This window comes from Paenibacillus cucumis (ex Kampfer et al. 2016) (genome assembly GCF_019748695.1).
GTDB classification, from domain to species: domain Bacteria; phylum Bacillota; class Bacilli; order Paenibacillales; family Paenibacillaceae; genus Paenibacillus; species Paenibacillus polysaccharolyticus.
This window is the reverse complement of record NZ_JACLIC010000039.1, coordinates 117458-143758: the sequence shown is the minus strand read 5'-3', so window position 1 is coordinate 143758 and position 26301 is coordinate 117458. Positions and strand designations below refer to the sequence as shown.

The window sequence follows — 26301 nt, the reverse complement described above, 5'->3', positions numbered from 1 at the left end:
TTGAAGACAGAATGAGGACACCCATTTACATCCGAGCCGTTGTTCATTACACTTGATAAGTAACGCTTATAAATAGGGTATATGTAATATCAATTCAGATTATCAGGAGGACGTTATTATGCATCAATCAGCACACATTCAGGAAGCACGCGATTACATATTAAACCGGATCAACTCCAAGCCAGTGGTAGGTATGATTCTGGGTTCAGGACTGGGAGCACTTGCGGACGAGATTGAGAATGCAACAGTGATTCCTTATACAGAGATTCCATATTTTGCTCAATCCGAAGCCATTGGACACGCTAATGAATTGGTGATTGGAGAATTAATGGGGAAGACCGTTGTAGCCATGAAAGGCCGCCTTCACTACTATGAAGGTTTTACCTTAGATGAAGTAACATTCCCGGTTCGCATTATGAAGGCACTTGGCGTTGAACAACTGATCGTCACCAACGCTTGTGGTGCGGTCAATACCGGTTTCGAACCAGGCCAGCTCATGCTGATTACGGATCATATTAATCTGGTTGGCAACAATCCCCTGATTGGACCAAACAATGCTGATCTGGGCGTGCGCTTCCCGGATGTGTCTCAAGTGTACAACCGTGAATTGCGCAGTGTCGCTCTCCAGGTTGCTGAAGAGCAAAATGTAAGCCTGCAACAAGGGGTATACGCGTGGTGGAGTGGCCCAGCTTATGAAACACCTGCTGAGATTCGCATGATTCGCACGATGGGTGCGGACGCTGTAGGAATGTCTACTGTACCAGAAGCGATTGTTGCCATTCATGGCGGCATGAAGGTATTAGGAATCTCCTGTCTGACAAACATGGCATGTGGTATTCTGGATCAACCTCTCAGCCATGATGAAGTGATTGAGGTCGCAGCCAAAGTGAAAACAACGTTCATTGGCTTGGTTAAAGGTATTTTGCAAAAAATGTAATACAGCATCGCGCTATACTAGTAGAATCCATTCGCAGGCATTGTCTCATCAGAAACTTCTGGTGGGGCAATGTTTTTTTTGCAGAGAGGAGGCTGATGCAAGAATATATTCCTGCATCAGCTTGTGTGACTTATAACTTATAAGTTTTTAAAATGCCTGAAATGCGGTCCAGATGGCAAGGAGCATGCACAGGACGCCTCCTATTTTGCACATAACATAATAAAAATCACTTGGCTCGGGATTATTCACCCATACCCATTGGAAGGAAATCCAGAAGAGAGCCCGCTGAAATGATTCGTAATAAAACGTGCACCATCCGTAAATGAATACGGCAATGGCGAGGAATAGAAAAGCAGGCATACCTGGTTTCTCGTGGTACTCTGGGAAGGCGGCCGTTACGAGCATAACCGGTGTATATTGTTCCTCGCCCTCTGCAATTATGCGTTCCCCGTTTAGAACGTCACTTTGCGGAGGAGCCATATGACCTTTTTCATCATAACTCAATAAAGTGCCGTGTTGTTGCTCGACTTCATATTTGTTCCCTTGAGGGTAAAATACATTATACGTTGAAATAGGCTTGGAAGCGGTTTGAGTTACAGTGAAATTCTGCTCGCCAATCGTTACGATACGTTTGTGCTGTTCGACTTGTACCTGAATGGGGACTGCATCTTGGCTTCTATAGGTGATTGTTGTGCCGTCCTCATGGTCTGAACCATATTTATGTTGATCAATATAGAATACAGGCTGTGTAAAATAAGATTTCGAACTGATCCCGACAATGATGGATAAAACAGCAAGACAAGCTAGCATAATGAGGGTAGGCCCATGTTTTTTTAATAGAGAATTCACAGATGAATATCCAATCCTTTCCTGTAAACGAATGTTCTTTTTAATACGCAATGTGTGGTGAAGGGTTGCGTTTGTTCTGTTGGGGAGTAGGCATTTCGTATACAATGGAATAAGCATCTAAAAGGACTGACAGGAGGCGAAGGGATGATTAAGGGATTGACCAAGGCAGGACTTGGCAAGCTGGAATCCGATGAACAATATATCACGTATGCTGCCAGGTATGGTTTTGGGGCAGTTGATTTGAATCCGCTCTCATTCTTACAGACGTATGGCATAGGACAAGCCCAGCATCTGCTGGAAAGCAATCAGGTTATCATTGGCTCAGCGGATTTTCCAGTAGAATGGCGCTCAGACGATGAACAATTCCGAGAGGGGCTGCCGAATCTCGTCGCGATGGCCGAAGCATCTGCCGCACTGAACGTAGACAAATGCTGTACCTACATTCTCCCCTCTACCGATCAGCCTGCAGCGACATTTATGGCTGTAGCGACCAAACGACTAAGACTTTGTGCTGATATTCTGGATGCTTATGGTATCCGGCTCGGACTGGAGTTTGTAGGATGTCATCACTTGCGTACGCAATGGAAGAATCCGTTTCTTTGGCGTGTAGGGGATACGTTGGACTGGGTCGATACGATACATGCACCTAATGTGGGTCTGCTCGTCGATTCGTATCACTGGCACACGAATGGGATGGAGATGAATGAGCTACTGAAGCTAAAGCAGGAGCAGGTGGTTCACGTACACATCAATGATGCTTATGACCTGCCTATTGAGGAATTGAAGGACGGAGAACGGCTTTATCCGGGAGAAGGTACCATTAATCTAACAGGTTTTCTGAAAAATCTGCAGGCCATCGGTTATAACGATGTTGTGGCTCAGGAAGTGCTGGCACCTGCATCCGAACTGGATGTGGAGACACGGTTTGCCAAGTCAAAGGCAGGCTTTGATCGGGCGTTTGCTTCCCTTTAAAAAAATGCGATAACCTTTGACCCATGCAATTCGTATGGGTTATTTGTTGTTGCAATCACGGGGCGAGCCGAATTGTAATGAAAATTTTACAATATGAATGTGTTTATATGAAAACATTGACAATGCGTTAACGATTCCAAGATTTCCTGTTTACAAATCCCTCCTATAATTACAAACGTGATAGGTCATTTTTACTATGAACGTGGATAGTTTGGGGGGATGAGGCGAACTAGCTCTCATATAGACGATACATGCAAACACACCAAGCAGGGCACAGCAATATCAGGCAAGATTATATGGAGAAAAGAAGGGTGACAAAAGCCAATGTCAATGAAGAAGACGTTAGTAGTGTCCATGGTAGCCACAGTATTAACAACCTCTGTGGCTCACGCAGTATCGGCTGCTCCTGCAACAAAATCTGTAGCTAGTACGAGTGCAGCTCAGGTGAAAAACTCCACGTTTACCATAAACGGTAACAGTGTCATTGTACGTTCCATTGTGAAAAATGGAGAAACACTTGTAGCCGTTCGTGATGTAATCCAAGCGATCGGTGCACAAGCTGAAATTGCAAACGGAGCGACGGTGATTCAATTGAATGGTCACACGGTTAGCTTGCAGAACAAGTCCAAGCAGCTTGTCGTGGACGGGGCTAAGGTGAATCTGAATCAGCCGGTTACGATCATTGGAGGAGTAAGCTACGTTGCACTTCGTCCGCTCGTGGCAGGCGTAGGCGGTACCGTTGGTTTGAAGAACGGTCAGCTTGAAGTCAGCACGATTGCTCTGATTGAAGGTACAGAGAACCCGCGTTTTGCCGGAGCAAATGAGCTAATTGTCTCCAAAAATGACGATGAGGGCAGAAGTGATTATCTCATCAATACGGCTACTGGAAAATATGAGCTGTTGTTAACGACTGAAGGTGGTTCAGATCTCGTTGTATCCCCAAGCGGCAATCAAGCAGCCTATACGAATGCAGAAGGAGCCGTATACGTTATTGACTTGAAAACGAAGGCTTCCAAGCTCATTACGAATGATACAAGCATCAAACCGGAACTGGTCTGGGCTGCGGACGAGAGTTCGATCTATTTCCTGCAAGGAGATAAAGGATCGGTGATCGCGAACTTGAATCTGGCGGACGGTACCATCAAGAAACTGGTGGAAGATAAAGTCGATTACAAAGAAAACCTGAATGTGTCACTGAGCGGCAAACGATTCGTCTATACCGTAACTACTCTGGGTAAAGTAACCGCAGATTCGACGAATGTAGATGCAGACAATGTGGATATTGATTTCTCGGCGAATCAACAGCAATTATTTTCGTATAACAACGCTTCTGAAAAACCAGCTGCGGTGAAGTTAACCACTTCAACGGATGATAAAGTATTTATCTATTCCGCAGATGGTCAGAAAGCCTACTACGTGAGTGTACCGTCTGAGGATGGTAATGCCTCCCTCATGTCCGTAGATGCATCCCAGAAACCAGTTACGGTGTATAGCGAACATGATGTAGAACAAGCAGTTTTGTCAGGCGGTACCTTATACGTACTTGCTGCGCAGGATGAAAAGAACAGCGTGATTCTGTCGATCGATACGGTGACCGGTCAACAATCCAAGCTCTACACGGTATCCTCTGACGTATCATCCATCGTTGTGAAGGGTTCGCAGCTCGCAGTTGTTGAGAACGGACGAGTACTGGTGCAAACGGACGGCAGCTGGAAAGCTGTAACGAAGTAAAACTAAAATGTACTGAAAATTAAAATTTAACGCAAAATTCGAGAGGAGCTTTTTACAATGAAAAAATGGATCAAACCTTTCACGGCCATGTTGATGGCAGTATCCCTGGTTGGTGGACTTGGTGGTGCAATGACAGCATCGGCTGCCAAAAGCACGGAGAAAGGCAAAATTGTCATCAATGGTTCTTCTGCACTCCTTCCATTGACGCTTCAAGCTGCAAGTGAATTCAAGAAAGACAATCCAAAAGTTAAAATCTCCGCATCTGCTGCGGGTTCCGTAACTGGCCCACAATCTGTTCGCAAAGGCATTGCAGATATCGGTGCGGTAGACTGGGATGCATCCAAAGATGTTCCTGGCTTCAAAAAATTCGACGGACAGGTCGCTCATCCGGTAGCTGTAACTGTGTTTACTGCGGTAGTAAATACAAACGTGGGTGTAACGAATCTGACTACAAAACAATTGCAAGACATCTTCTCCGGCAAAGTAACCAACTGGAAAGAAGTTGGCGGTTCAGACGGTAAAATCGTTGTGGTTAACCGTAAGTTCGGATCAGGTACACGTGTTAACTTCCAACAAAAAGCACTCGATGGTAAAGACTTCATGAGCAAAGGGGACAACTACAAAGAAGTAGGTTCGAGCGGTGACATGAAAACGACGATCGAAACGACACCTAACGCAATTGGTTATATCGACCTGCCGTACGTAACAAGCAAAATGAAAGCTGTATCCATCAATGGCGTAGCACCAACAGAGAAAAACGTGCTGAACAAAACATACAAAGTATGGGGTATCGGATACTACATGACGAAAGGTCAACCAACGGGTGCAACGAAGGCATTCATCGAGTACATCCAAAGCAACAAATTCCAAAACGGTTCCCTGAAAAAGCTGAAATTCATTCCGCTCGCAGCCGTTAAGTAAAACGTTCAGTCTGATCTGAATCAGACTTCAACATCCTGCACCTGCATTTCATAAGAAAGGGATAGCCAGCTTCCGCGCGTGGTCGCCAAGCTGGCTTCTCTATGTGAAAGGAAGAGTCCTCTATGATGGAAATGAATCCACCGGCGAACAGCCCGGCTCCGAATGAGCTGGGTTCAAGCCTTGGCAAAGCGCCCGAGAAGAGACGACGTTTTGACCGTAAAGCCCGGCTCCGGTGGTCTAACCGCATGTTTCGCATCCTCTGCATTAGCAGTGCAGCCTTTGTCTGCCTCGTTCTGTTCTGTATTCTGGTGCTTATGCTTCGCACAGGTGTCCTTACTTTTGCAGACGTCTCGCTGAAAGAATTCTTTTTCTCCACGAACTGGGACCCGGAAAATGAGCACTACGGTGCACTGACATTTATTCTGGGCACGTTTGCTCTCACTGGGCTGACGATGCTGATGGCGATTCCTCTCTCCGTCATCATTGCTGTATTTCTGGCGGAAATGACACCAAAATGGCTTCGTCGCCTGCTGCGTCCGGTGCTGGATCTGCTGGTGGGTATCCCGTCCGTCGTGTACGGTTATCTTGGTTTGACGGTTCTAATTCCATGGCTTCGGGACTTGAGCGGACGTGATCTGGCAGATGGTCTGCTAGCAGCATCTATTGTACTGACCATCATGGTACTGCCGACGATTAGCCGGATTAGTGATGATGCGATCTCCGCCGTGCCGAACAAATACCGGGATGCGGCGTATGCACTCGGTACGAATCGGTTTCAAACGATTACCCGGGTCGTGCTTCCGGCGGCAAGAGGCGGTATTATGTATGCGGTCATTCTGGGTATGACACGTGCCATTGGTGAGACGATGGCAGTGGTTATGGTTATTGGTAACACGGCGCAGCTGCCGACCAGTCTGTTTACGCCAACTGCCGTGCTGACCAGTAACATTGTGATGCAAATCTCCAGTGTAGAATTCGATTCGATCTGGAATCATGGCTTGTATATGATGGGCTTTATTTTGCTGGCGATTTCCATCCTGATGATCGTTGCCGTGAGAATGCTGCAGAAGAGAGGGGGACGCCACCTGTGAGTGTGAAAAGAGAGGTTAATCCGGCTACTGCGTATTCCTTCGGCAAACGGCGATCGTCCTCGGCATGGATGGATCGGCTGTTTACGGGGACAGTGTGGGGCGTAGGTATCATCGTTATTTTATTTATTGTGGGATTGTTGTTTCTGTTGTTGCAAAAAGGGTTGCCGATGCTCAGCTGGGATTTCCTGTACGGTGTACCGAGTGAGATTGAAGAAGGCGGAGGCATTGGCCCTGCGCTGTTCAACTCTTTCTATGTGCTGATTCTGTCTCTTCTCATCTCGATTCCGATCGGGCTTGCAGCAGGTATTTATCTTGCTGAATTTGCACCAAACAACAAGCTGATCGAGGTTGTGCGTATATGCGTGGAAGGGCTGTCGTCCGTGCCATCGATTATATTTGGTTTGTTTGGGATTGCACTATTTGTCGAGTATTTCGAGATCGGTCTGACAATTCTTGGAGCTGCGGTCAGCCTTGCCTTCCTGAACTTGCCTGTGTTGACCCGGGTGACAGAGGAAGCGGTTCGTGCTGTCCCGACCGAACTTCGTAACGGTTCGTTTGCACTGGGTGCAACGCATCTGCAGACGATTCGGCAAGTGGTTCTTCCTGTTGCGCTGAACGGAATCATGACAGGTATCTGTCTGACCGCAGGCCGTGCTTTTGGCGAAAGTGCCGTTATTATTCTGACCGCGGGTGTATCCACGTCCGGCGAGATGTGGGATTTCAATCTGTTATCACCAGGCGGAACGCTGGCGGTGCATCTGTGGTATATCCAGTCCGAAGCCATTGTGCCGGATGCGGAGCAGATTGCCCAGAAATCCACAGCCGTACTGATTTTTGTCGTGCTGCTTATCAATATTTTATTCCGTGTGCCGCTGTGGTTTAATTCTCGTAAAAATCAAATGTAACGTAGAGCCAAAGTCTATGCGGGCAAACCTGTTATGTCTGTTATAAAAATAGTATATTCCAATTCATCGCCAGGAGGGCACATGGTGCAATCGATTATTGAAACGAATAAGCTGAACTTATTTTACGGTACCTTTCAGGCGCTGAAAGAAGTATCCATTGAAATTCCAGAGCGCGCCATTACGGCATTTATCGGTCCATCCGGCTGTGGCAAATCTACCTTGCTACGCACCCTGAATCGTATGAATGACCGGATACCTGGCACACGAATTGAGGGAACGGTGGCTGTTGGTGGAACGGATATTTACAGTGGTGACGTGCATGTGGAGACACTGCGCAAGAAGATCGGTATGGTCTTCCAGTCACCGAATCCTTTTCCGAAATCCATCTATGACAACATTGCATTCGGACCAAGACAGCACGGGATTCATGGCAAAAAAAAGCTCGATGAGATCGTCGAACGCAGTCTGCGTTCCGCCGCTCTCTGGGACGAAGTCAAAGACAACCTGAAGCGCTCAGCGCTTAGTTTGTCAGGTGGACAACAGCAACGTCTGTGCATCGCTCGTGCTCTGGCCGTGGAACCGGATATTCTACTCATGGATGAAGCGACAGCCTCTCTTGATCCGGTCTCCACCTTCAAGATTGAGGAATTGACACATGAGCTGAAGGAACGTTACACCATCGTGATGGTCACCCACAACATGCAGCAAGCCGCGCGTGTCTCCCAGCAGACCGTGTTTTTCCTGAACGGCGAAGTTGTAGAGTATTCGCCTACGAAGAGCATGTTCTCCGAACCTGTCGATGTGCGCACACAGGATTATATCAGCGGCCGATTTGGTTGAGATGGTGCTGCTTAAGCAGTAGACGAGAGCCTTTCAGATGTGGTCTGAAAGGCTCTTTTGTCGTTTACATTTTCCAGGGGAGACGAGGGTACTTGTAACGAAAAACGGTATTATTCTCATATTTAACATAAATCCATGGAGGTGGGACGGGGGTGCCGAACGCTTTGTATAAAGTTGTTCCGTCATCACTTGTTGAATATGGTTCTAGGTTGTCCAGAAAGTCTTCCCCGTGCATCTTTCCTTGATAAGACAGAGTCTGCCCCTGCGTGCTAATATGAGGTGCGCCTGAGATGAATCGGTAGGATGTATTGATCAAGCCCACCTTCTGGGAAGATAACATTACGAGTTCACTTAGAAGTAGTACGCTGATGAAAAGCATAAGAATTGCACTCGTAATCCAGCGTTTTTTCTTCATTTGCAGACCTCCAGGATGTTTATGATAGAATAAATAATTAAGGATGATGAAACGGTAGAGGACGGAATGAAACATGAATAAAACAGAACGACAGCTCGCCATTACCCTGGAACTACAACGAACAAAACTGATCAGGGCGGAGGATCTGGCCGCTCAGTTTGAGACAAGTGTTCGTACAATATATCGTGACATTCAAGCATTAAGCGAGGCTGGAGTGCCCATTGCAGGTGCACCGGGTCATGGGTACTCTCTGATGGATGGATACTTTCTTCCCCCTGTTAGTTTTACTGCGGAGGAAGCCGTGTCGCTGCTCATGGGAGCGAAGTTTATCGAACAGAGATGGGATACCGCGTATGGTATTCAGGCTAAGTCTGCACAGCGTAAGATTGAAGCGATTTTACCAGAAGCTGTTCGCAAACAGTCCACACGTGTACAGGAAACGATGCGTGTGCTTCATCCGATGGGACCTGATACAACCGGGATGGTGAGAAGTTACCTTAACGATATACGTAATGCCATTCTGGAGCAACGCAAAATCAGCTTGATGTATCTGAAAAAAATGCCGGGCTCGGACGGGAAACGCTCGAATCAGCGTGTCGTGTCGCCATATGGGCTTACCTTGGTGCGGGAAAATTGGGTGTTGATCGGAAGGTGTGATCTGCGGCAAGATATTCGTCATTTTCGTTTGTCCCGCATGTCGGAGCTTTCTGTTCTGGAAGAGAAATTTCGTCTGCCGCCAGATTTTGATCTGAATCGGTATCAGCCGCCGGATGATCGTAGCGAACATGTGCTTGTTCAAGCAAAATCAGAAGTTGCTGACAAAATGATGGAGACCCTTCATTTTTATATTGACCGTGTGGAGGAGCACGAGGACGGTATTCATTTCCACTTTCGTGTCCGCTATCCTGAGGAAATTATGCATCATCTACTTGGTTTGGGCGGAGATATCAAAGTGATGGAGCCGGAGTCCCTGCGTGTACGTATGCGGGAGATGGCGAAAAATATCTTGAAGCACTACTGACATACCCTTGTCAGTAGTGTTTTTTTATACTGGAATTAATCAAGATGAAGAGGAGTTGTTTGTAGGATGAAGAGCACAAATGAAATATTACAATCTTTCGAGACTACAGTAGAGAGGTATGTAGCAGAATTAAATCTTTTGAATATGGATGAGTTACTACGAAAAGAGGATGAAGAGGAATGGTCGATCGGGCAGATGTACATGCATTTGATTCAATCGGCGCTGTTCATGCAATTGCGTAACATTGACCATTGTTTGGCCAAGAATGAGAACACAGTAGATTTTGATGCTGAAAAAACAGAACTGGGCAGTCAGGTATTCGAGGCAGAACAATTCCCTCCTGTTCGGGTTAAAGTACCTGCTTCTTTGCAATATACACCATTGCAACCCGAAAGTAAGGAACAACTGGCCCAGGGGCTTCAGCAGGTTGTGGATCGGATGCGAAGTACAGCTTCTGTTCTTGCGCTAGAAGAATCGGCCACAGGCTCTAAAGTGCCTCACCCCCGTCTTGGAGCGTTAAACGCACAAGAGTGGTTCCACTTGATCGAAATGCACTACAAACATCATTTTTTACAGCTGGACCGCTTGAAAATGAATCTGGTAATGTAAATCGAATAGTCAATTATATAAGTCTAACCATCTATGTACACTTTAACGGAGAAGGCTTTATACATTTGCAATTTTTCTAAACAGTATGAAAAGAAGTGGCTCATAAATTGTTTTATGAGCTCTTTTTGTGCGCTATAGATCAAGCTGGATTGAATCCAAATCACAATAAAGAGCTCAATGGCAGGATGTGACATCTTAAGAAGGGGATAGTTAAGCGTTGTCGAATGAAGTAGTAATACTTCAAAGGAGTTGTCAGTTTATGCAGTATGATCGGGATATATTAACGGTTGATGATGTTTTTGACTATGAGTCTCATGAGGTAAGAAGTGTGTTACGGTCTGTTAGATATAGTATAAGGGTAGGAGACCCTTTTTTTATTATTACTCCTTACAATGATGAGATGTATGTTGTAGAAGAGATCGAGGAACATTATGACAGTTGGACTGTTATTTATAATGGAGGAAGAAGAGTAGCAGAGAAAGATGTATTTCCCCTATTCACCGTGGGTTCATTAATAAACATGTTATCTTATGATAATGAGTTTGATTTACGGACTGCTGGGGCTAAGTGGATTGTAATTATTGATCATTGCCATGAGTATGCTTCAGAGGAAAGTGAGCTTCTTGTTACATTTTTATGGTATGTGCTTGTTGATTTAAGTGTACGAGGACTAATTAGTCGTGATTAAGCAGACGAGAGGAAGATACCTGTGGTAGTCCCAAATACCAATCCCAAAGTAGATGAATATTTAAGCAAAATCAAAACGTGGAAAGAAGAATCCGTGAAGTTAAGGGAGATTATTCAGGAGTTCGACCTGACCGAAGATTACAAATGGATGCATCCATGCTACACGTTGAACGGGAAGAATGTGGTGCTGATTCATGGCTTTAAGGAGTACTGTGCGATCCTCTTTATTAAAGGAGCTCTGCTCAAGGACACCCATGGCCTCTTGGTTCAGCAAACAGAAAATGTGCAAGCGGGTCGTCAGATTCGTTTTACTAATTTGCAGCAGATTGTAGAGCAGGAAGACATGCTGAAATCGTATATTCAGGAGGCAATTGAAGTTGAGCAAGCCGGATTGCAAGTAGAGAAAAAGAAAACAGAGGAATATGCGGTTCCGGACGAACTCCAGCACCAATTTGATGCCAATCCTGCATTCCAGGAAGCATTTAAAGCGCTAACTCCTGGACGCCAGCGGGCCTATCTGTATCACTTTTCACAGCCAAAACAATCCAAAACCAAGACATCCCGCATTGAAAAATGTATGCAGCCTATAATGGAGGGAAAAGGGTTGAACGACTGATGCTTCAAAGCTAACACTGTCCAGGGATGACCCATAGATTTCATTTTGGGTCTATTCGCTTTTATATAGAATTTTTTACTTAATTTAGAATCAAAGGGGTATTTTTTCTTGTAAATATATGGTATGATGTGGGTACTTTAAGGCGTTAAAGTGTTGTCTCTTGAACGCGTTAACCTTATTTGGATTTGTTAGATGAATGTAAAAATGATAAGGAGAGAATAACTGTGGCTGATAGTACTAGTAGATTACCTGGTAACGAATCAGGTGATTTTTATGTTGATAGTACATGTATTGCTTGTGTGACTTGTGTTACGGTGGCTCCAGAATGTTTTAGTATGAAAAACAGTAACGAACATTCTATTGTTTATAAGCAGCCATCCAATGAAGAAGAGTATTCACTCTGCATCGAAGCTTTAGAACTATGCCCGGTTAGTGCTATTGGTGATGATGGATAGTCACCTAACAACCGAGGAGGGAGATTTATGGTGCTGTCTATCAATAAAAAAGTACTTGATTCTATTCTTACATTTCGTAACAAAACCTTATTTGTTGATTATACTCAAGCATTAGAAGTGACGTATGAGTCATTTGGTCAAAAAGTATGCAAGGTAATGGGTGTGTTGGAGGCGTATGAGATTGCTGAAGGTGAAGTAGTGGCCCTAATTGCAAACAATAGTGTAGACCACATTGTATGGACATACGGAGTTATGCTCTATGGGGCTGTAGTCATGCCTTTGAACCCTAAGCTTTCGCAAACAGAAATTTCTTATCTTACTGAGCATGCTAATCCGCGTTTGATTGTTAATGACGGAAGTGAACATAGATCTCTTGCTTCGATATATATAAAAGAATATGAGAATGAGGAATACAGCTCTTCCAACTATTTAAATCGAATTTTAAATTCAAACGGAGATGAACATGGTGGCCTCTTAATTTACACCTCGGGAACTACGGGGAAACCTAAGGGGGTTTTTCTAAATCTCTCTAATATTTACCATAACACAATGACAGCAATAGAATCTTTCAACTATAACAAGGAACATACAACCTTATGTTTGTTACCTCTGTTTCATACATTTGGTTTTATAAGTGATGTTTCAACTATGCTCTTTGCGGGTGGTTCGTCCGTTATTATGGATATTTTCGACGCTTCCGCTGTCTCAAACATTACTAAAGCAATAAAAACCTATGACGTTAATTCCTTCAGTGCTGTACCTCTTATTTTTGAACTTCTCATCAAATTAAAATGTAATCTGAAACAAACGTCTATGAAGTTTTGTATTGCTGGTGCTGCTCCACTATCGAAGAGCACATCCGAAAGGTTTTTTGAGGCTTTTCAATTTGAAATTATTCCAGCTTATGGACTGACCGAAACGACATGTTTCTGTCTTATTACACCGATGCATGATATACGCTATGGATCGGCTGGAAAAGCAGCGAATATTGCGATAAAAGTAATCTCAGAACATGATCATGAATTACCGGCTAATGAAATCGGAGAAATAATCGTTCAAGGACCTAGTGTAATAACAGAGGGATACTTCAAAGATGATCGTGAGTGCTATTCAGTCAACTATCCAGGCTGGTTTAAAACAGGAGATCTTGGCTATTACGATGATGAAAATTACTTTTATATAACCGGAAGGAAAAAAAATATGGTGATTAAAGGAGGAGAAAAAATATACCTGGAAGATGTAGATAAATTTATATCTACAGTATCCGGAATAAAAGATAACGCTTCCATTAGAGTGGAGGATACCTTAATAGATAAGATAGCATGTTTTATTGTAAGAGAAAACGAGGATACATTGGATGAACATGATCTAAAAAAATATATAGTTGAACATTTGGGGAAATTGAAATGTCCAGATCTAATATTCTTTGTAGAAGAAATTCCTCGGACAGCTACAAACAAAGTAAGGATAGCACAACTACAAGATGAGATAAGGAGTAAAGCTATATTATGATATTAGATTGTCACAGTCATATTGCATCATTTAAGTATTTTCCTGTTGAGTTTTTTAGAGGATGGTCTGACACGATCAAAAGAACACTGCCGTATTCATTATCTGATTCACAATCTAGGAAGCTGGACTTGTTGTTTGATGGACTTATGGATGATTCAGAATGTGAAAGATTAAGCATGGAAATGGATGAAGCAGGGATAACAAAATCAATACTACTTGTTATTGATTTTGGTATTACTTATAAAAAGTATCAAGATGATATTGAAGAGATTCATAAATGTCATGTTGAAATCATGAGTAAAACTGACAAATTCATAGGGTTTTCAGGTGTAGATCCTCGGAGAGGGAAAGAGGGAATTGATTTATTCGAAAAAGCGGTAACGAAATGGGGATTCAAAGGATTGAAGTTATATCCACCATGTGGGTATTCTCCAAGTGATTCATTATTAGACCCATATTATGAGATTTGTTCTTCTATGGGTTTACCTGTGTTAGTTCATATAGGACCAACTTCAGCAGCACTCCCTTTTAGGTTCTCTCAGCCTATCGAATTAGACAGTGCTGCCCATCGTTTTCCAAAGGTGAACTTTATTATGGGACATGCGGGAGTGACACAGTATCAGGAGGCGGCTCTACTCGCTCAATATAGGCCTAATATTTATCTCGATATATCTGGATTCCAAGGTGAACTTAATCATGGTCAATTCAGCAAAATTATGAAGTGGAATATATCTAAAGGATTATCCAAGAGAGTATTGTTTGGTACAGACTGGCCTATTCATCGTTTTTTCGGCAGACAGAAAAAATGGGTTGAGGCGGTTAAAGATTTAGAGCGACAGCATATTTTATCCAAACAAGATTTAGAAAATATCATGTTTAACAATTTACACCAAATTTTATTTTCGGAGGCCCAGCATGGAGCAAAATAATCATTCCCAAGAAATTACTGTCATTAAGGAGCTCGTTTCTTCACTTGCAGAACCCTCACGGCCTGCAAATTCCATTACGAGAGATATGACAATCGAAAACGATTTAGGAATTGACTCGCTTCAATTTATACGTTTCATACTGGAAGCAGAAGAAAGATTAAACCGCAACATTTTCAATGTCGAAAATATCGCAGATATTGTAACGGTAGGCGACATCTTTGAATTAATTCAAAAATAAACACGAAGGGATAGATCTACATGCAAGAAGTAAAACTGATGCAAACTACTGAAGAAATTCAATCTACTTTTGACGTTATAAAATTACTTAGGCCTCATCTAATCGAAAGTGAGTATTATAAGCAAATCAAACGAATGCAGCAGGGAGGGTATCAGCTTGCAGCGGTTCTCTATCATTCAGAAGTGAAATCAGTCGCTGGTTTTCGGATCAATGAATCTTTGGCTTGGAAGAAATTTATGTATGTAGATGATCTTATTACAGTAACTGATGGGCGCTCTCATGGATTTGGAAAAACATTACTACACTGGCTTGAAAATTTTGCCAAGGAGAATGATTGCTCCCAAATTCATCTTGACTCTGGTGTTCAGCGTCATGAAGCCCATCGTTTTTACTTACGTGAACGTATGGATATCACATGTTACCACTTCTCGAAGTTGTTCAATGAAAGCTAACATGATGTTAAATGCATATACGGATTCATTGTTACTCTTTCTAAATAGAATACAACAATTCAAGCATGATATAGAAAGCAAAGTTGAGCATTATTTCAACTATTTTAGTGTGAAATGGACAGGTGAATTTTTTGTTTCAGATTACCTGATACAACCGTTATCTGTGGGAGTTAAGAGACACTTTGGCATTACGTTAGAACTTGTCTCTGAAGAAGTGATTTTAAATGAAGTTGATTTGTATTTCAAAGAAATATTAGAACAAAATTCAATGGTATCAATAAAATGTAATGATCAAGAGTTAGAAGAGGTCATAGAGAAGCACTTTGCTATGATTTTAGAAAAAGAAACTCTCGATATGAAAAATGCAGAAGAGATTCTTCATACTTTTACGACCAGAAAATTAAAAACTTTAAATGGGACTGATGTTAATTACTATTTTGGAGGGAATGGAAACGAAGTGATTCTAATCATGAATGCTTTCGGACAAAGTATTCATTATTGGTGTTTCCTATTATTCGAACTTATTAAAGATTACAAGGTAATCATTTGGGAACCGAGAGGCACTTACTGGAAAGAAGGCGGATGTTCTCAATATACTTCGTTTGAAAATCATATTGATGATATTGACATGATTCTGTCTGCTGAGGAAATTGAGCAATGTTATTTTTTAGGATGGTGTACTGCTCCAAAGGTTGCTCTACAATATTATGCCAAGCATGAGCACAGAGTTAAAGCTCTTATGTTTATCTCAGGGTCCTTCAAAGGAGTATCTCAATTAGAGGATTTTGATACAAATTATGAGAAGAATCTCCAAGAAATAAGCAAATTACTAGACAAGCAGCCCGGAAGTGAAGCTATCTTTCAAAGATCCATATTATCCTCCCTGAACAAAAAAACAATGATTGAAAGAAAAATAGATGCTGGTGATTGTGATGATATACACGATAGCCAATTTACTGAGGTTTTCACTTCAGCAAGAACAGAGATAAAGCCGCTTATTGGTGGCCCTTTTCAGAAGAAAGAAGAAATTATTCCATACTTTAGACAACTCTCTGAATTCTGGTCGAAGGATGTTCGAGAACTCATTCAAGGAGCAAAGATCCCTATGTTGTTTATTAGTGGAGACTTTGACCAAATGGCTTCATCAAAATCATCTGAACTTTTGGCTAGCATCTCATCACAAGCCGTATTTATTAAAGTGAAAAGAGGAAACCATTTTATTTTAATAGAGCAGAGCGAACTCATTTATAGAATAATACACAATTTCATCTTAGACCGTTTGCATGAGGTAAAGAGTAATTTTGTAAATATTCAGGATTATAGGGAGGGGATATGCTAAGTGTCTATTACAAATGTTCAACCAAAGGTGCCAGTAGTTAAAAAATTTACTGAGCTAATAATGGAGATAAAACAAGATTCTCAAAACGTAACAAATCTAAGAAAAGTTATAGATGGGATTATAACCTTTAACAAAAGATTTCCTCATGATTTAGGTTGGTTAAGTCTGAGCATCTTTCAACAATCCATTTATCAGGAAGCTGAACACATTGTAATTGAACCTAAAGACAGCATTACGGAACTAACCGAAGATTACTATGCTGTCGGAATGAAAACATATGGACGTATTATTTTAGGGAAATATGTAGAGAAAGAAGAGACTGACGATATATTTGGAGTGTTTAAATTGACTACTGCTGAAGAGCATATAATTAATGAAGTGTATCAGTCTTCTTGCATTGAGGAAACTAGACTTCGTGAAGAAATGAATAATTACTGGGAATTGCTATCACAAGCTGAGCAACATATGTTGTTTTCTAATGTCAAGAAAATGATTACACATATTGACCCGATCACAATCTATGTTGATCAACAAACATTTTCTTTATTCGGAAAATATAACAATTTACTGGGGGATCGTAACTCAGGAAGTGAGCATCTGTTTTCTTCCGATGGATCGGTGGATGAAACAAAGCTTGGTGAGAGTGAAAAAGTTTTTCTGTATGCGATGAATCTTCTCCATGAAGCTGGATTTCGAAGTGAAGAATTTAATGGTTTGCAATTGAACCTTACCAATCTAGGTCGTTATTTTGATGAGCGCTTAGGATACTATCAATCGTTTGGTATGGATAAGTTACAGGGTGAAGGAGTCGAATTAGACGGTCTTTTTAATAAGGCATTAAGGCTAAAACAATTGAAGCAATCCATGCAAAATAATTTTCAAACCTATCGTGAAATCAACGGTTTAAATTTTAATAAAAGGGAATTTCTCTACAGTAAAGCAGAGCTAAATAATGATGAACTTAAAACATTTCAATTGATAAAAACTTTATTAATAAGTCGTACGGATAACAAAGAATATTTTAATCAATTCAACAATTCCTACGATTTATTCTATGCATGGTTACAAGATATCGAAATTGAGAGTACAGAACTATTCGATTACGAGGAGTTACTGAATGAAATAGTTGCTTTGGCAACAGAATATGTGAATGCAGACATAGGCATGTCCAGAGGTATTCGTGATATTAGTAAAATTAAAGATATTACAGAGGAGAGGATTTCCGCCGTTGAGGTGAGTGAATGGCCAGTGACAGAGTTTTATTGCTGTGTAGTACCTTCCAAGAAGATGAAAGACATGTTCAAAGGGCATCCTAAAAATCTACTTTTTACGATTGTTAATGCGATAGCGCAAAGAATGGATTACAACAGTTGGCATTATATGCCCGGACATTTTCCTCACGATAGTATACCTCTTAAACGAGATTATTACCTGCCTCCAAGAATGCCTGATACAGCGGAGTGGTCTAACTTGCATCATGCCGGCCACGTATTAGCAAACGTATTATATTCAATTCGTTCACCTAAGGAAATAGTTTGTAAAGACAGGGTTTTCTATGGTCTGTGTGATCTTCGATTCATGAGACAATCAGGAGAACCTTTTAGAGAAGAGACGCTAGCCGCTGCGATTGGTTTCACAGGTCACATCAGAGCTTTAAATCAGGCGTTATTAGATTACCTCATTAACAAAAAGACCTCAATACGTATACAGGCTTTCAACAAGCAATGGTACCAAGAACGCTATAAGGAGCAAATTAATTAAATGCGTACCTATTTAGAAGTAATTAAAATAACAATCAAAAATGCGGTTGTTCATAAATTTCATACTTCTATCTCAATATTAACTAGCATCTTCACACTATTAGTTCAAATTTTACTATGGAAGATGCTTCTCTCTACAAGTAATAATAACGTAGTGACGTTTGAGGAGATGATTACTTATCAAACAGTAGGAGTGCTGTTAGGTATTATATACAACAGTAATGTTGCTCATGAGGTAGGCAGTAAGGTTAGAGATGGATCGATATCCTTAGCGTTAATCAAGCCTTATTCTTTTAGTGCTTATATGTTTGCGAATACTATTGGCAGCACTCTGATTGAAATGATCATTAGAGGTATCTCATTAATATGCTTTGTAGCTTACTTTTACAATCCTGTGGTTCACCTTACGACGATGAATGTTTTGTTATTAGCTATCGTGATTCCAATGAATTTTCTTATGTTTTGGCTCTTTCATTATATTATCGGGCTACTCTATTTTATATTCATTAGTGCAAACTGGTTTGTAAGAATATTGAAAGATACCATTCTCGTATTTAGTGGTGCTATCATCCCGTTGTGGTATTTTCCAGAAATGTTAAAGACTATTTCAGAAATATTACCTTTTCAACTACTTTATCAATTTCCGCAAAGCTTATTAATTAACAAGATCAGTGAGTACGAGATTATACGAAACATTACATTAGAATGTACCTGGATTATAGTTTTAACCTTAGTAGCATGGTACTTATGGTCTTTAGGCGTTAAGAAGCTGGTCATCCAGGGAGGTTGAGTGCAATTCATTTAATGCAGCTTTATTTCATGTTTATGAAGTCGACCATAAAAGCGGAGTATCAGTACAAAACCAATTTCTTTTTTGGATTATTTGCGAATCTCTATACTTATTTTCTAACGTATATGTCCATTTGGATTCTTACACACAAATTCAGTGTGATCGATGGTTGGAATTACAATGAACTTGTTTTTCTTACAGCCTTGAATTTGTTTACGTATGCTATTGCGATAACTGTTTTATATCATTATGTATCTGGACTGGAAAATTATCTTTTAGAGGGGCGGTTTGATCGCATTTTAGTTAGACCTATTAATCCTATCATTAGCTTGATTTTTGATGGTTTTGCATGGATGGGAATAGGTCAGTTGTTAGTATCTAGCGTTTTTCTAATCAATTCGATGTTGGCTTTAGATATCCACTGGACAGCTTATAAAATTATCGTTTTTGTGTTCTGTTTAATAGGCGGCGTTTTGATCCAAGGAGCGGCCCTTATGATATTTGGAACATTAAGTTTCTGGGTTAAAAAATCTTATTCTTTATCTGTCATCTTGTTCTACAATCTAAAAACATTCATAAACTATCCCTTAACTATTTTTGGTCCATTTATACGAAATGTATTAACCTTTGTACTACCCTGGGCTCTCATTAATTATTATCCAGCTGTATTTGTATTGGGGAAACAAGATGAGTTAAGTATGGGTTATTTATTGACGCCAATAGTTGGAACTTTAATGATGATCGGTGCAATTCTTCTCACTCAAATCGGTGTGAAAAAGTACAATAGCACCGGAAGTTAAATTATATGAGGAGGATACTTGATGAAGATAGAGGTAAACCATTTGTCTAAACATTATCAAGTTCAGCGAAAACAGAAAGAACCCATATGGAAAATACTTTCAAGGAAGAGCTATGAAACAAAAAGAGTGGTTGATAATATTTCTTTCAATGTAGGAGAAGGAGAAATCGTGGGTTACTTGGGACCAAATGGTGCAGGAAAGTCGACTACGATTAAAATGCTTACAGGAATACTGGTGCCATCCGCAGGAGAAATCCTAGTCAATGGCATTGTACCTCATAAGAATAGAAAAGAGCATTCCAAACAGATTGGGGTAGTATTTGGACAACGTTCTCAGTTATGGTGGGAACTTCCTGTTATTGATTCTTTTAACTTGCTCAGGCATATGTATAAAGTGCCCGAAAAGCGCTTTAAACAAAAACTTGATTTGTTTCATGACGTTCTTGATGTCGGTTCCTTTTTGAACACGCCAGTTAGAAATTTAAGTTTGGGGCAGAAAATGAGAGCGGATTTTGCTGCCTCTCTACTCCATGATCCTCAAATTTTGTTTCTTGATGAACCTACCATAGGCCTCGATGTTATCGCTAAAGAACGGATCAGAGAGTTTATTCAGACCATTAACAAAGAGAACAAGGTCACTGTTATCCTAACTACACATGATGTAGGTGATATAGAAGCATTGTGCCATAGGACGATAATCATTGATAAAGGTAAGATTATCTATAATGGCGACCTAGGTAACATGAAAAGTCAATTTGGTAAATATCGAACACTTATTGTTGATATTAAAACAGAAAAACCGGTATATGTTGAGAACGCATCCATCTCTAAAATAGAAGGCAGTAAGGTTTGGATTCAATTTAACAGGAATGTAACAAATCCGACTCAAATCATTTCAAGTTTAATTAAAACCTATGAGGTTGAGGATTTTACGGTCGAGGAGCCTCAAATCGAAAATATTATCAAACAGATTTATGATGGGAAACACAGTTCACAATCTAATAATGAAGGGATTGATATAGGCTATGGAATCAATTAGCAATAGAATAATCGAAAAAATTTCGACAATAACCAATCATAATTCAGTCATGCCTGACCATGAATTGGAGAACGATATTGGAATGGACTCTCTCGGCTTTATTAGACTTCTTGTAGAGATTGAACACGAATACAATATTAGAATCGAAGAGACTTACTTAGATATCGGTATGTTTCCAACGGTCAAAAGTATATGTGAATTTGTAGAAAATCTACATGTGTCAGCGCAAGATAATGTATGAAGAAACCTATCTATATAACTGAAATTTTGACAGAACAGGTGACAAAGGGATTGAGTAAACCGATCACCGTCGTTGGGAATGACGGTGAAGTTTATTTTCTTAAAAAGCCTTGGATCATTGATCCTAAAACTAAGAAACAGACTTATTTGGATTGTATGTTCTTGCAAGAGGCTCTCGTTTCTGAAATTGCTGCTTACTTAAAGTTGAATATACCGGCATATGCAATAGTAGAGATAGATAGAGAGGCTATTGGGAAATTTTCAGTCTTAAGATTAAATGGGTTTTCAGAAGGGTTATATTTTGCTTCTACACGAATTAATAATGTCGAGACAAACTATATGGATTCATTGGATCTATCCTTGGATGAACATAAGATGTTATTAAAGCAAAGCTGGTTTGATTTTTATTCTCGAATTTCAAACAAAGACGATTTCGGGAAAATGATTGTTATGGATTTATTCGTCTGTAACTTTGATCGGTTTGGAAATGTGGGGAATCTTATTGTTTCGGTAAAAGAAGACAATAGGGAATTTTTCATTATTGATCATGGATTTACTTTCTGGGGTCACGTATGGGTAGATTCTAAAAAAAATATGATGAATCAGATCAGTAATAAAGAGCTATATCTAGATATGTACTTTAGAAAACTCATTGGTGCATCGGGATACCGGTTACCTATGAGTGGACTAGGCACTTTGTTTAGAGCTATTGATCAACATATTTATTTTGACGATGAAGGCGCACTTCCTATAATGCAAACGATTAGTTTAATAGAACAGATTGATCAAAGAATGATAAATGAATGGATCAATAACATCCCTCTTGATTGGTTCGTTTCATATGATGATCAGGTGGAAAGGTATGTAGAGTTCTTATTATATAAGAAAAACTTGATTCGTGAATTGTTAAACACGATGGTTGCCAATGGAGCTTTTCGTAATTATAAAGGAGGGAATCTTCCTTGGAATCAACCCATGTAGGTCCCGAAACTCCTCTTTTTCCAGTCTACGCAAAATATAATGCCAAACTCTTAAAATGGGGAGAAAGATTATTACCTGCACAATATGATGGAATACCATTAGAGTATCAAGCTGTACGTAGTAAGGCTGGAATATGTGATATTTCCCATATGGGTAATATCCATATAACAGGAAAAGACGCCTATGTTTTTCTACAGTACGTTTTGACAAATGATGTGTCGGTATTAAAAGCCAATCAAGTTCAATTTACCTTAATGTGTAACGAACAAGGAGGTATAATCGATGACTTGCTTCTTTATATGATAGACGAGGAGCATTATATGTTGGTGGTAAACGCGATGAATATCAACAAAGATTTTCAATGGCTCATTAATAATGCACAGCATTATCCAAATGTTGAGATCGAAAATAGAACCTTTAATACAGCAATTGTAACCATTCAGGGGCCAGAAGCACAAACGATTTTACAGACTCTGATGGATGATGATCTTGGAGCTATTCCATTCTTACACTTTATGACTGATGTTAAGATCGGAAATGCATTAGGATTAATATCTCGGACAGGTTTTACCGGTGAGGATGGTTTCGAGATTTATATTCCTAAAGACGAAGCTGTTGATCTATGGGAATCTATCATGCTTGGAGGAAAAGACATTGGTGTGCTTCCGTTCGGTATGCTAGCCTTTGATCATCTGCGAATAGAATCGGGACTACCTCTGTACGGCAAGGAAATAGACATTAGTTTAAATCCTTACGAGGTGAGACTAGGCTTCGCTGTTAAGCTAAACAAGAGTGATTTTATTGGTAAAGAGATGTTGGAGTACTTATATTCTCAAGGAGTGAAAAAAAAGCTAGTAGGAATACAAATCTTAGATGAAAAAACTCCTCGCTACAACAATCCAATATTCGTCGGTGATCTAGAAGTAGGCAGGGTAACTTCAGGAATGTATTCTGAAATTCTTCAGAAGTATATTGCGCTTGCTATTATTTCAGTTGATTATACTGCTTTAGGTACAAACGTATGGATTGTTAATCGGCAGGTACATTTAGAGGGTGTCATTATAAAGTATCCATTCTATACTTCGGATTATAAATTTAAGATGAGGAATGAAATTTGAAAGGGGATTATGACAATGGTTTTAGAATTTAAGGTGAATGAAGAGGTAAAGCCAGAACAAATGGCAGAAGTTTTCAAATTATCAGGTATAAAGCGTCCCTATGAAGATTTGGAGCGCATGAAAAAGATGATTGATCAAGCAGATATCATCATAAGTTGTTGGGAAGGTGATCGGATTGTAGGGTTAGCCCGGGCAATTACGGATTATAGTTACTGTTGTTACCTTTCGGATTTAGCCGTTATTAAGGATTTTCAAAGGAAAAATATAGGTAAGGATCTTGTACAACACCTACAGAAGGTACTAGGGGATGGCGTGTCAATTGTACTTTTATCTTCAGAACAAGCGTTGTCCTTCTATCCTCAAATTGGTTTTGAACTAGTTAATAATGGATTTCGAATGTCAAGAAAATTCTAATTCGTTCTGGAGGTGATGATCTTATGAAAATGTTACGTATGAATCCTTCCCCTTATCTAAATACATATAACTTATACGGAACTACTTTTTCTATTGCATCACATGATGAGGAGATCTGGCCTTGGGTTTACAACAATTTCATACAAATAAGATACGTACCTGAGTGGAAATCATATTTTTTTGATAACCATCATTTAATTTTTGATAATTGTCCATTCTATGCCAGGTACAGAATACCTCAATCGATGATGGAGATGAAATGGAAGTCTCTTAAGGAATGTATCATTGATTCAATCAACTTAGACTGTTATGTATATTTGTATGTTGATCGGTATTTTATTTCTAAGTCAACAGTCTATCAGAAAAAGAAGGACATCTGGCATGAAATATTAATCTATGGATATGACTCCAATAAGGAAATATTTTATGTAGCTGATAATCTTAGGGAAGGAAAATACGTACTTACAGAGAGCGATTTTAATGAAATAGAGGTTGGATATAACAGTATACTGTCCGATAATGATTTTTATAAAGGCATTACACTCCTACAAAAACGAGATGGAGATTTCACTTTCAAAATTGGTCATGTGAAAGAGCAGCTATTAAATTACTTGTCCTCTACCCCAACTCAAGACATGGCCTTTAAAGAAGAGAGTATATTCGGAATGAATGCATGGATGCAACTCATTTCTGACTTGAAAGAGAAGACTAAGGTAGATAAACGAGCATTTCATTTATTTTGGGAACACAAAAAAGTTATGGTGGATCGCATAACATATTTAGAAAGTGAGAAATATCTGAAACCAGAAGACGGTTCTTTTTTTAAAAATGAGTTTGTACTCATGGAAAAGAGAGCGTTTGTTCTAAGAAATTTGGCTTTAAAATATATGATTACACAGGAATATCAAATAAAAATACAATTAATTGAGGAGTTAGTGAGCTCCTTGGAGCGAGAGAACGAGTTAATCACCAAGCTCATTAATAATCTTGAAATAAAACAAAAGGAGGAGGATGAACATTTATTTACCGTTTAAACAAAAACCAATAATAGATACATATAGCTACCATGCTAATATTGTCTCTATTGTAGAACAGCATAGTGATCTTAAACCGTGGATATATCATAGATTTTTAAGGCTTGCTTATTGCATTGATAATGATTATCTTGATTTTTGTGACGGGGATTATTTTGATTATTATAGATGTAATATAGTCTCTTCTAATAATAACAAGTATTATGCGGAATATCGCAATCACACCTTCTTGGATGAGTATGATATAACAGATGATGTCCTCATTAATGTGGGTCAGTCAATAATACGATGCCTCGACAAGGGGTTTTACGTTATCATTCATTTAGATCATTATTACATTGAAGCTTCGGATGCTTACCATAAACGGAATAAGAATCATGAAACGATTGTTTATGGTTATGATATATCCGAACAAATTTTCTATGTATCTGATAATTTCATTTCAGGTAAATACGTTAGTGTCAAAGTTAAGTTTGCTGAAATGGAATTGGCACGAAGAAGCTCAGAGAGCATAGATCTGAAGAGGGTCTTACAAGTAGGGATCAAGCGAGATCAGAAGGTAGAGATGAATATTGAGGAAATATATAACAAATTAAGAGACTATATTGAGGGTAAGGATTCATCTTCGTACGGTATCATCACCTATGATGAAGAAGAACAATATGTTCATAATGGCTTCAAATATAACTGGCATTGGCCAACAACCGGCGATATGTTTGTTTATGGGATAGACATACATCGGTTTTTTATAGAGGATTTAGAAAATATACGTGTTAGTAAATCAAAGTTAGATGTTCGCCGATATCACACGATGTTGAATCATAAGGTGGTTCTTATGGAGTTTGTGAATTCGCTGAGTGAATCTTCATTCATCGGAAACATCGAAGAATTGAGGTTAATGTTAGAAGAAAGTAAAGCGAAAAATATTCTCGCCAGGAATACAGCTATTAAATATAACATAACGCAGGACTCAAACTTAATAGATTTGTTAGTTGATTTTCATAAGTGGTCTTTGGTATTTGAAGCTGAACTGATAAGGAGAATTATGTTTTATTTAGTAAGACGTCATAATGAGAGAATAACGGGTTGGGCAAGTTCTGATGCAGATAAGTTGTGTCTTAGTGTTGAGGAATAAATGACTTAAATATCGTTTTCCTAGCAGATTCATAACGTTGGTCTGCTTTTAATTCGAGATTTAAATTGGTGATCTTCTGTTGAATGAAATAGTCTTTAGGGATCTCAATGTGGAACTCTTATGCTATCTGATGTTTTTGAAATTGTTTTTTGTTCAATTAGAGCTTTATAGACTCAAGCACTGAAGATTCAACGGTTGCTCCTTCAACATTAGTGAAATCAATAGTATATATTAGCGTTCCATTGGTTTGTTTATAGTGTTTATTACGAATAAATACTTCCTTATCGCTGGAATCGTGTCGTCAGTAATCTGACCTTCGTAATAGTAATCACCGACAGGGATCAACAGCTCCATCAGAAAGTAATTTTATTTTATGTATATCTATAGAATCTATGGCATCAGGAAAATAAATATTAACCTCTTTGGATTGAGAAAAATAGCTCTCTGTTGGAGCAGAGTTTTCTAAATGAAT

General features: G+C 39.8%; 29 protein-coding genes. 27 read left to right on the top strand and 2 right to left on the bottom strand.

What is annotated here, in order from left to right:
• The first annotated feature begins 118 nt into the window (after positions 1-118).
• On the top strand, positions 119-937 hold the full coding sequence (locus tag H7T88_RS22230; RefSeq protein WP_090915340.1) for a purine-nucleoside phosphorylase: 819 nt from the start codon (positions 119-121) through the stop codon (positions 935-937).
• A 147-nt stretch (positions 938-1084) separates the two neighbouring features.
• Here the strand turns inward: H7T88_RS22230 and H7T88_RS22225 are convergent, their stop codons facing one another.
• Positions 1085-1786, bottom strand: coding sequence for a DUF6199 family natural product biosynthesis protein (locus tag H7T88_RS22225; protein ID WP_221790359.1), 702 nt, complete (start codon positions 1784-1786; stop codon positions 1085-1087).
• 144 nt (positions 1787-1930) lie between these two features.
• Between H7T88_RS22225 and H7T88_RS22220 the strand changes: the two genes are divergently transcribed.
• The 6 genes from H7T88_RS22220 (at position 1931) to pstB (ending at position 8246) form a co-directional block, all read left to right on the top strand.
• Complete coding sequence (locus H7T88_RS22220; protein WP_221790357.1) at positions 1931-2758, top strand: sugar phosphate isomerase/epimerase family protein; 828 nt, start codon at positions 1931-1933, stop codon at positions 2756-2758.
• A 330-nt stretch (positions 2759-3088) separates the two neighbouring features.
• A complete protein-coding gene (locus H7T88_RS22215; protein ID WP_260511072.1) occupies positions 3089-4489 on the top strand; it encodes a stalk domain-containing protein in 1401 nt (466 codons plus the stop codon).
• Between the two features lie 57 nt (positions 4490-4546).
• Complete coding sequence (locus H7T88_RS22210; protein ID WP_123062783.1) at positions 4547-5410, top strand: phosphate ABC transporter substrate-binding protein; 864 nt, start codon at positions 4547-4549, stop codon at positions 5408-5410.
• Positions 5411-5532: 122 nt separating this feature from the next.
• The gene (pstC, locus tag H7T88_RS22205; RefSeq protein WP_154887679.1) at positions 5533-6501 is read left to right on the top strand and encodes a phosphate ABC transporter permease subunit PstC; all 969 of its coding nucleotides are present in this window, start codon (positions 5533-5535) and stop codon (positions 6499-6501) included.
• Positions 6498-7406 (top strand): phosphate ABC transporter permease PstA, encoded by a 909-nt coding sequence (pstA, locus tag H7T88_RS22200; RefSeq protein WP_090915329.1) that lies wholly within the window; start codon positions 6498-6500, stop codon positions 7404-7406. The genes pstC and pstA overlap by 4 nt, the downstream gene beginning before the upstream one ends.
• Positions 7407-7487: 81 nt before the next feature.
• Entirely contained in the window at positions 7488-8246 is a 759-nt protein-coding gene (pstB, locus tag H7T88_RS22195) for a phosphate ABC transporter ATP-binding protein PstB (protein ID WP_090915327.1), read from the top strand.
• Between the two features lie 64 nt (positions 8247-8310).
• Here the strand turns inward: pstB and H7T88_RS22190 are convergent, their stop codons facing one another.
• The gene (locus H7T88_RS22190) at positions 8311-8661 is read right to left on the bottom strand and encodes a hypothetical protein (RefSeq protein ID WP_221790356.1); all 351 of its coding nucleotides are present in this window, start codon (positions 8659-8661) and stop codon (positions 8311-8313) included.
• 73 nt (positions 8662-8734) lie between these two features.
• On the opposite strand from H7T88_RS22190, the gene H7T88_RS22185 reads away from it, so the two are divergent.
• The 20 genes from H7T88_RS22185 (at position 8735) to H7T88_RS22090 (ending at position 25829) form a co-directional block, all read left to right on the top strand.
• The gene (locus tag H7T88_RS22185; protein WP_221790354.1) at positions 8735-9682 is read left to right on the top strand and encodes a helix-turn-helix transcriptional regulator; all 948 of its coding nucleotides are present in this window, start codon (positions 8735-8737) and stop codon (positions 9680-9682) included.
• Between the two features lie 66 nt (positions 9683-9748).
• Positions 9749-10291 carry a DinB family protein gene (locus H7T88_RS22180; RefSeq protein ID WP_221790352.1) on the top strand — a complete coding sequence of 181 codons (543 nt, stop codon included), beginning with the start codon at positions 9749-9751 and terminating at the stop codon, positions 10289-10291.
• A gap of 259 nt (positions 10292-10550) precedes the next feature.
• Positions 10551-10979, top strand: coding sequence for a hypothetical protein (locus tag H7T88_RS22175; RefSeq protein WP_154887691.1), 429 nt, complete (start codon positions 10551-10553; stop codon positions 10977-10979).
• 21 nt (positions 10980-11000) lie between these two features.
• Positions 11001-11594 (top strand): YdeI/OmpD-associated family protein, encoded by a 594-nt coding sequence (locus tag H7T88_RS22170; RefSeq protein ID WP_221790350.1) that lies wholly within the window; start codon positions 11001-11003, stop codon positions 11592-11594.
• Positions 11595-11818: 224 nt separating this feature from the next.
• The gene (locus H7T88_RS22165) at positions 11819-12049 is read left to right on the top strand and encodes a ferredoxin (RefSeq protein ID WP_221790348.1); all 231 of its coding nucleotides are present in this window, start codon (positions 11819-11821) and stop codon (positions 12047-12049) included.
• A 27-nt stretch (positions 12050-12076) separates the two neighbouring features.
• A complete protein-coding gene (locus tag H7T88_RS22160; RefSeq protein ID WP_221790346.1) occupies positions 12077-13561 on the top strand; it encodes a class I adenylate-forming enzyme family protein in 1485 nt (494 codons plus the stop codon).
• Between the two features lie 146 nt (positions 13562-13707).
• Positions 13708-14490 carry an amidohydrolase family protein gene (locus tag H7T88_RS22155; RefSeq protein WP_221790344.1) on the top strand — a complete coding sequence of 261 codons (783 nt, stop codon included), beginning with the start codon at positions 13708-13710 and terminating at the stop codon, positions 14488-14490.
• Positions 14477-14728, top strand: coding sequence for an acyl carrier protein (locus H7T88_RS22150; protein WP_221790342.1), 252 nt, complete (start codon positions 14477-14479; stop codon positions 14726-14728). The genes H7T88_RS22155 and H7T88_RS22150 overlap by 14 nt, the downstream gene beginning before the upstream one ends.
• 20 nt (positions 14729-14748) lie before the next feature.
• Positions 14749-15180: a GNAT family N-acetyltransferase gene (locus H7T88_RS22145; RefSeq protein ID WP_221790341.1), complete on the top strand. Its 432-nt coding sequence runs from the start codon at positions 14749-14751 to the stop codon at positions 15178-15180.
• The gene (locus tag H7T88_RS22140; protein WP_221790340.1) at positions 15170-16519 is read left to right on the top strand and encodes an alpha/beta fold hydrolase; all 1350 of its coding nucleotides are present in this window, start codon (positions 15170-15172) and stop codon (positions 16517-16519) included. The genes H7T88_RS22145 and H7T88_RS22140 overlap by 11 nt, the downstream gene beginning before the upstream one ends.
• Positions 16520-18280: a hypothetical protein gene (locus H7T88_RS22135; RefSeq protein WP_221790339.1), complete on the top strand. Its 1761-nt coding sequence runs from the start codon at positions 16520-16522 to the stop codon at positions 18278-18280. It begins immediately after the preceding gene.
• Entirely contained in the window at positions 18281-19069 is a 789-nt protein-coding gene (locus H7T88_RS22130; RefSeq protein WP_221790338.1) for an ABC transporter permease, read from the top strand.
• 14 nt (positions 19070-19083) lie between these two features.
• Entirely contained in the window at positions 19084-19869 is a 786-nt protein-coding gene (locus H7T88_RS22125; protein ID WP_312027649.1) for an ABC transporter permease, read from the top strand.
• 21 nt (positions 19870-19890) lie between these two features.
• Entirely contained in the window at positions 19891-20907 is a 1017-nt protein-coding gene (locus tag H7T88_RS22120; RefSeq protein WP_260511071.1) for an ABC transporter ATP-binding protein, read from the top strand.
• A complete protein-coding gene (locus H7T88_RS29205; protein ID WP_221790335.1) occupies positions 20894-21148 on the top strand; it encodes an acyl carrier protein in 255 nt (84 codons plus the stop codon). The genes H7T88_RS22120 and H7T88_RS29205 overlap by 14 nt, the downstream gene beginning before the upstream one ends.
• The gene (locus H7T88_RS22110; RefSeq protein WP_221790334.1) at positions 21145-22128 is read left to right on the top strand and encodes a HipA family kinase; all 984 of its coding nucleotides are present in this window, start codon (positions 21145-21147) and stop codon (positions 22126-22128) included. Before H7T88_RS29205 ends, H7T88_RS22110 begins: the two co-directional genes overlap by 4 nt.
• A complete protein-coding gene (gene gcvT, locus H7T88_RS22105; protein ID WP_221790333.1) occupies positions 22110-23246 on the top strand; it encodes a glycine cleavage system aminomethyltransferase GcvT in 1137 nt (378 codons plus the stop codon). The genes H7T88_RS22110 and gcvT overlap by 19 nt, the downstream gene beginning before the upstream one ends.
• A 15-nt stretch (positions 23247-23261) precedes the next feature.
• Positions 23262-23660 (top strand): GNAT family N-acetyltransferase, encoded by a 399-nt coding sequence (locus tag H7T88_RS22100; RefSeq protein WP_221790332.1) that lies wholly within the window; start codon positions 23262-23264, stop codon positions 23658-23660.
• A 23-nt stretch (positions 23661-23683) separates the two neighbouring features.
• Positions 23684-24694 carry a hypothetical protein gene (locus H7T88_RS22095; RefSeq protein ID WP_221790330.1) on the top strand — a complete coding sequence of 337 codons (1011 nt, stop codon included), beginning with the start codon at positions 23684-23686 and terminating at the stop codon, positions 24692-24694.
• A complete protein-coding gene (locus H7T88_RS22090) occupies positions 24672-25829 on the top strand; it encodes a cysteine peptidase family C39 domain-containing protein (protein WP_221790329.1) in 1158 nt (385 codons plus the stop codon). The genes H7T88_RS22095 and H7T88_RS22090 overlap by 23 nt, the downstream gene beginning before the upstream one ends.
• Positions 25830-26301 lie beyond the last annotated feature (472 nt).

Coding starts and splice junctions, on each gene's coding strand:
- H7T88_RS22230 (WP_090915340.1), top strand. CDS start 119: ATGCATCAATCAGCACACATTCAGGAAGCACGCGATTACATATTAAAC.
- H7T88_RS22220 (WP_221790357.1), top strand. CDS start 1,931: ATGATTAAGGGATTGACCAAGGCAGGACTTGGCAAGCTGGAATCCGAT.
- H7T88_RS22215 (WP_260511072.1), top strand. CDS start 3,089: ATGAAGAAGACGTTAGTAGTGTCCATGGTAGCCACAGTATTAACAACC.
- H7T88_RS22210 (WP_123062783.1), top strand. CDS start 4,547: ATGAAAAAATGGATCAAACCTTTCACGGCCATGTTGATGGCAGTATCC.
- pstC (WP_154887679.1), top strand. CDS start 5,533: ATGATGGAAATGAATCCACCGGCGAACAGCCCGGCTCCGAATGAGCTG.
- pstB (WP_090915327.1), top strand. CDS start 7,488: ATGGTGCAATCGATTATTGAAACGAATAAGCTGAACTTATTTTACGGT.
- H7T88_RS22190 (WP_221790356.1), bottom strand. CDS start 8,661: ATGAAGAAAAAACGCTGGATTACGAGTGCAATTCTTATGCTTTTCATC.
- H7T88_RS22185 (WP_221790354.1), top strand. CDS start 8,735: ATGAATAAAACAGAACGACAGCTCGCCATTACCCTGGAACTACAACGA.
- H7T88_RS22180 (WP_221790352.1), top strand. CDS start 9,749: ATGAAGAGCACAAATGAAATATTACAATCTTTCGAGACTACAGTAGAG.
- H7T88_RS22175 (WP_154887691.1), top strand. CDS start 10,551: ATGCAGTATGATCGGGATATATTAACGGTTGATGATGTTTTTGACTAT.
- H7T88_RS22160 (WP_221790346.1), top strand. CDS start 12,077: ATGGTGCTGTCTATCAATAAAAAAGTACTTGATTCTATTCTTACATTT.
- H7T88_RS22155 (WP_221790344.1), top strand. CDS start 13,708: ATGGATGATTCAGAATGTGAAAGATTAAGCATGGAAATGGATGAAGCA.
- H7T88_RS22150 (WP_221790342.1), top strand. CDS start 14,477: ATGGAGCAAAATAATCATTCCCAAGAAATTACTGTCATTAAGGAGCTC.
- H7T88_RS22145 (WP_221790341.1), top strand. CDS start 14,749: ATGCAAGAAGTAAAACTGATGCAAACTACTGAAGAAATTCAATCTACT.
- H7T88_RS22140 (WP_221790340.1), top strand. CDS start 15,170: ATGAAAGCTAACATGATGTTAAATGCATATACGGATTCATTGTTACTC.
- H7T88_RS22130 (WP_221790338.1), top strand. CDS start 18,281: ATGCGTACCTATTTAGAAGTAATTAAAATAACAATCAAAAATGCGGTT.
- H7T88_RS22125 (WP_312027649.1), top strand. CDS start 19,084: ATGCAGCTTTATTTCATGTTTATGAAGTCGACCATAAAAGCGGAGTAT.
- H7T88_RS22120 (WP_260511071.1), top strand. CDS start 19,891: ATGAAGATAGAGGTAAACCATTTGTCTAAACATTATCAAGTTCAGCGA.
- H7T88_RS29205 (WP_221790335.1), top strand. CDS start 20,894: ATGGAATCAATTAGCAATAGAATAATCGAAAAAATTTCGACAATAACC.
- H7T88_RS22110 (WP_221790334.1), top strand. CDS start 21,145: ATGAAGAAACCTATCTATATAACTGAAATTTTGACAGAACAGGTGACA.
- H7T88_RS22100 (WP_221790332.1), top strand. CDS start 23,262: ATGGTTTTAGAATTTAAGGTGAATGAAGAGGTAAAGCCAGAACAAATG.
- H7T88_RS22095 (WP_221790330.1), top strand. CDS start 23,684: ATGAAAATGTTACGTATGAATCCTTCCCCTTATCTAAATACATATAAC.
- H7T88_RS22090 (WP_221790329.1), top strand. CDS start 24,672: ATGAACATTTATTTACCGTTTAAACAAAAACCAATAATAGATACATAT.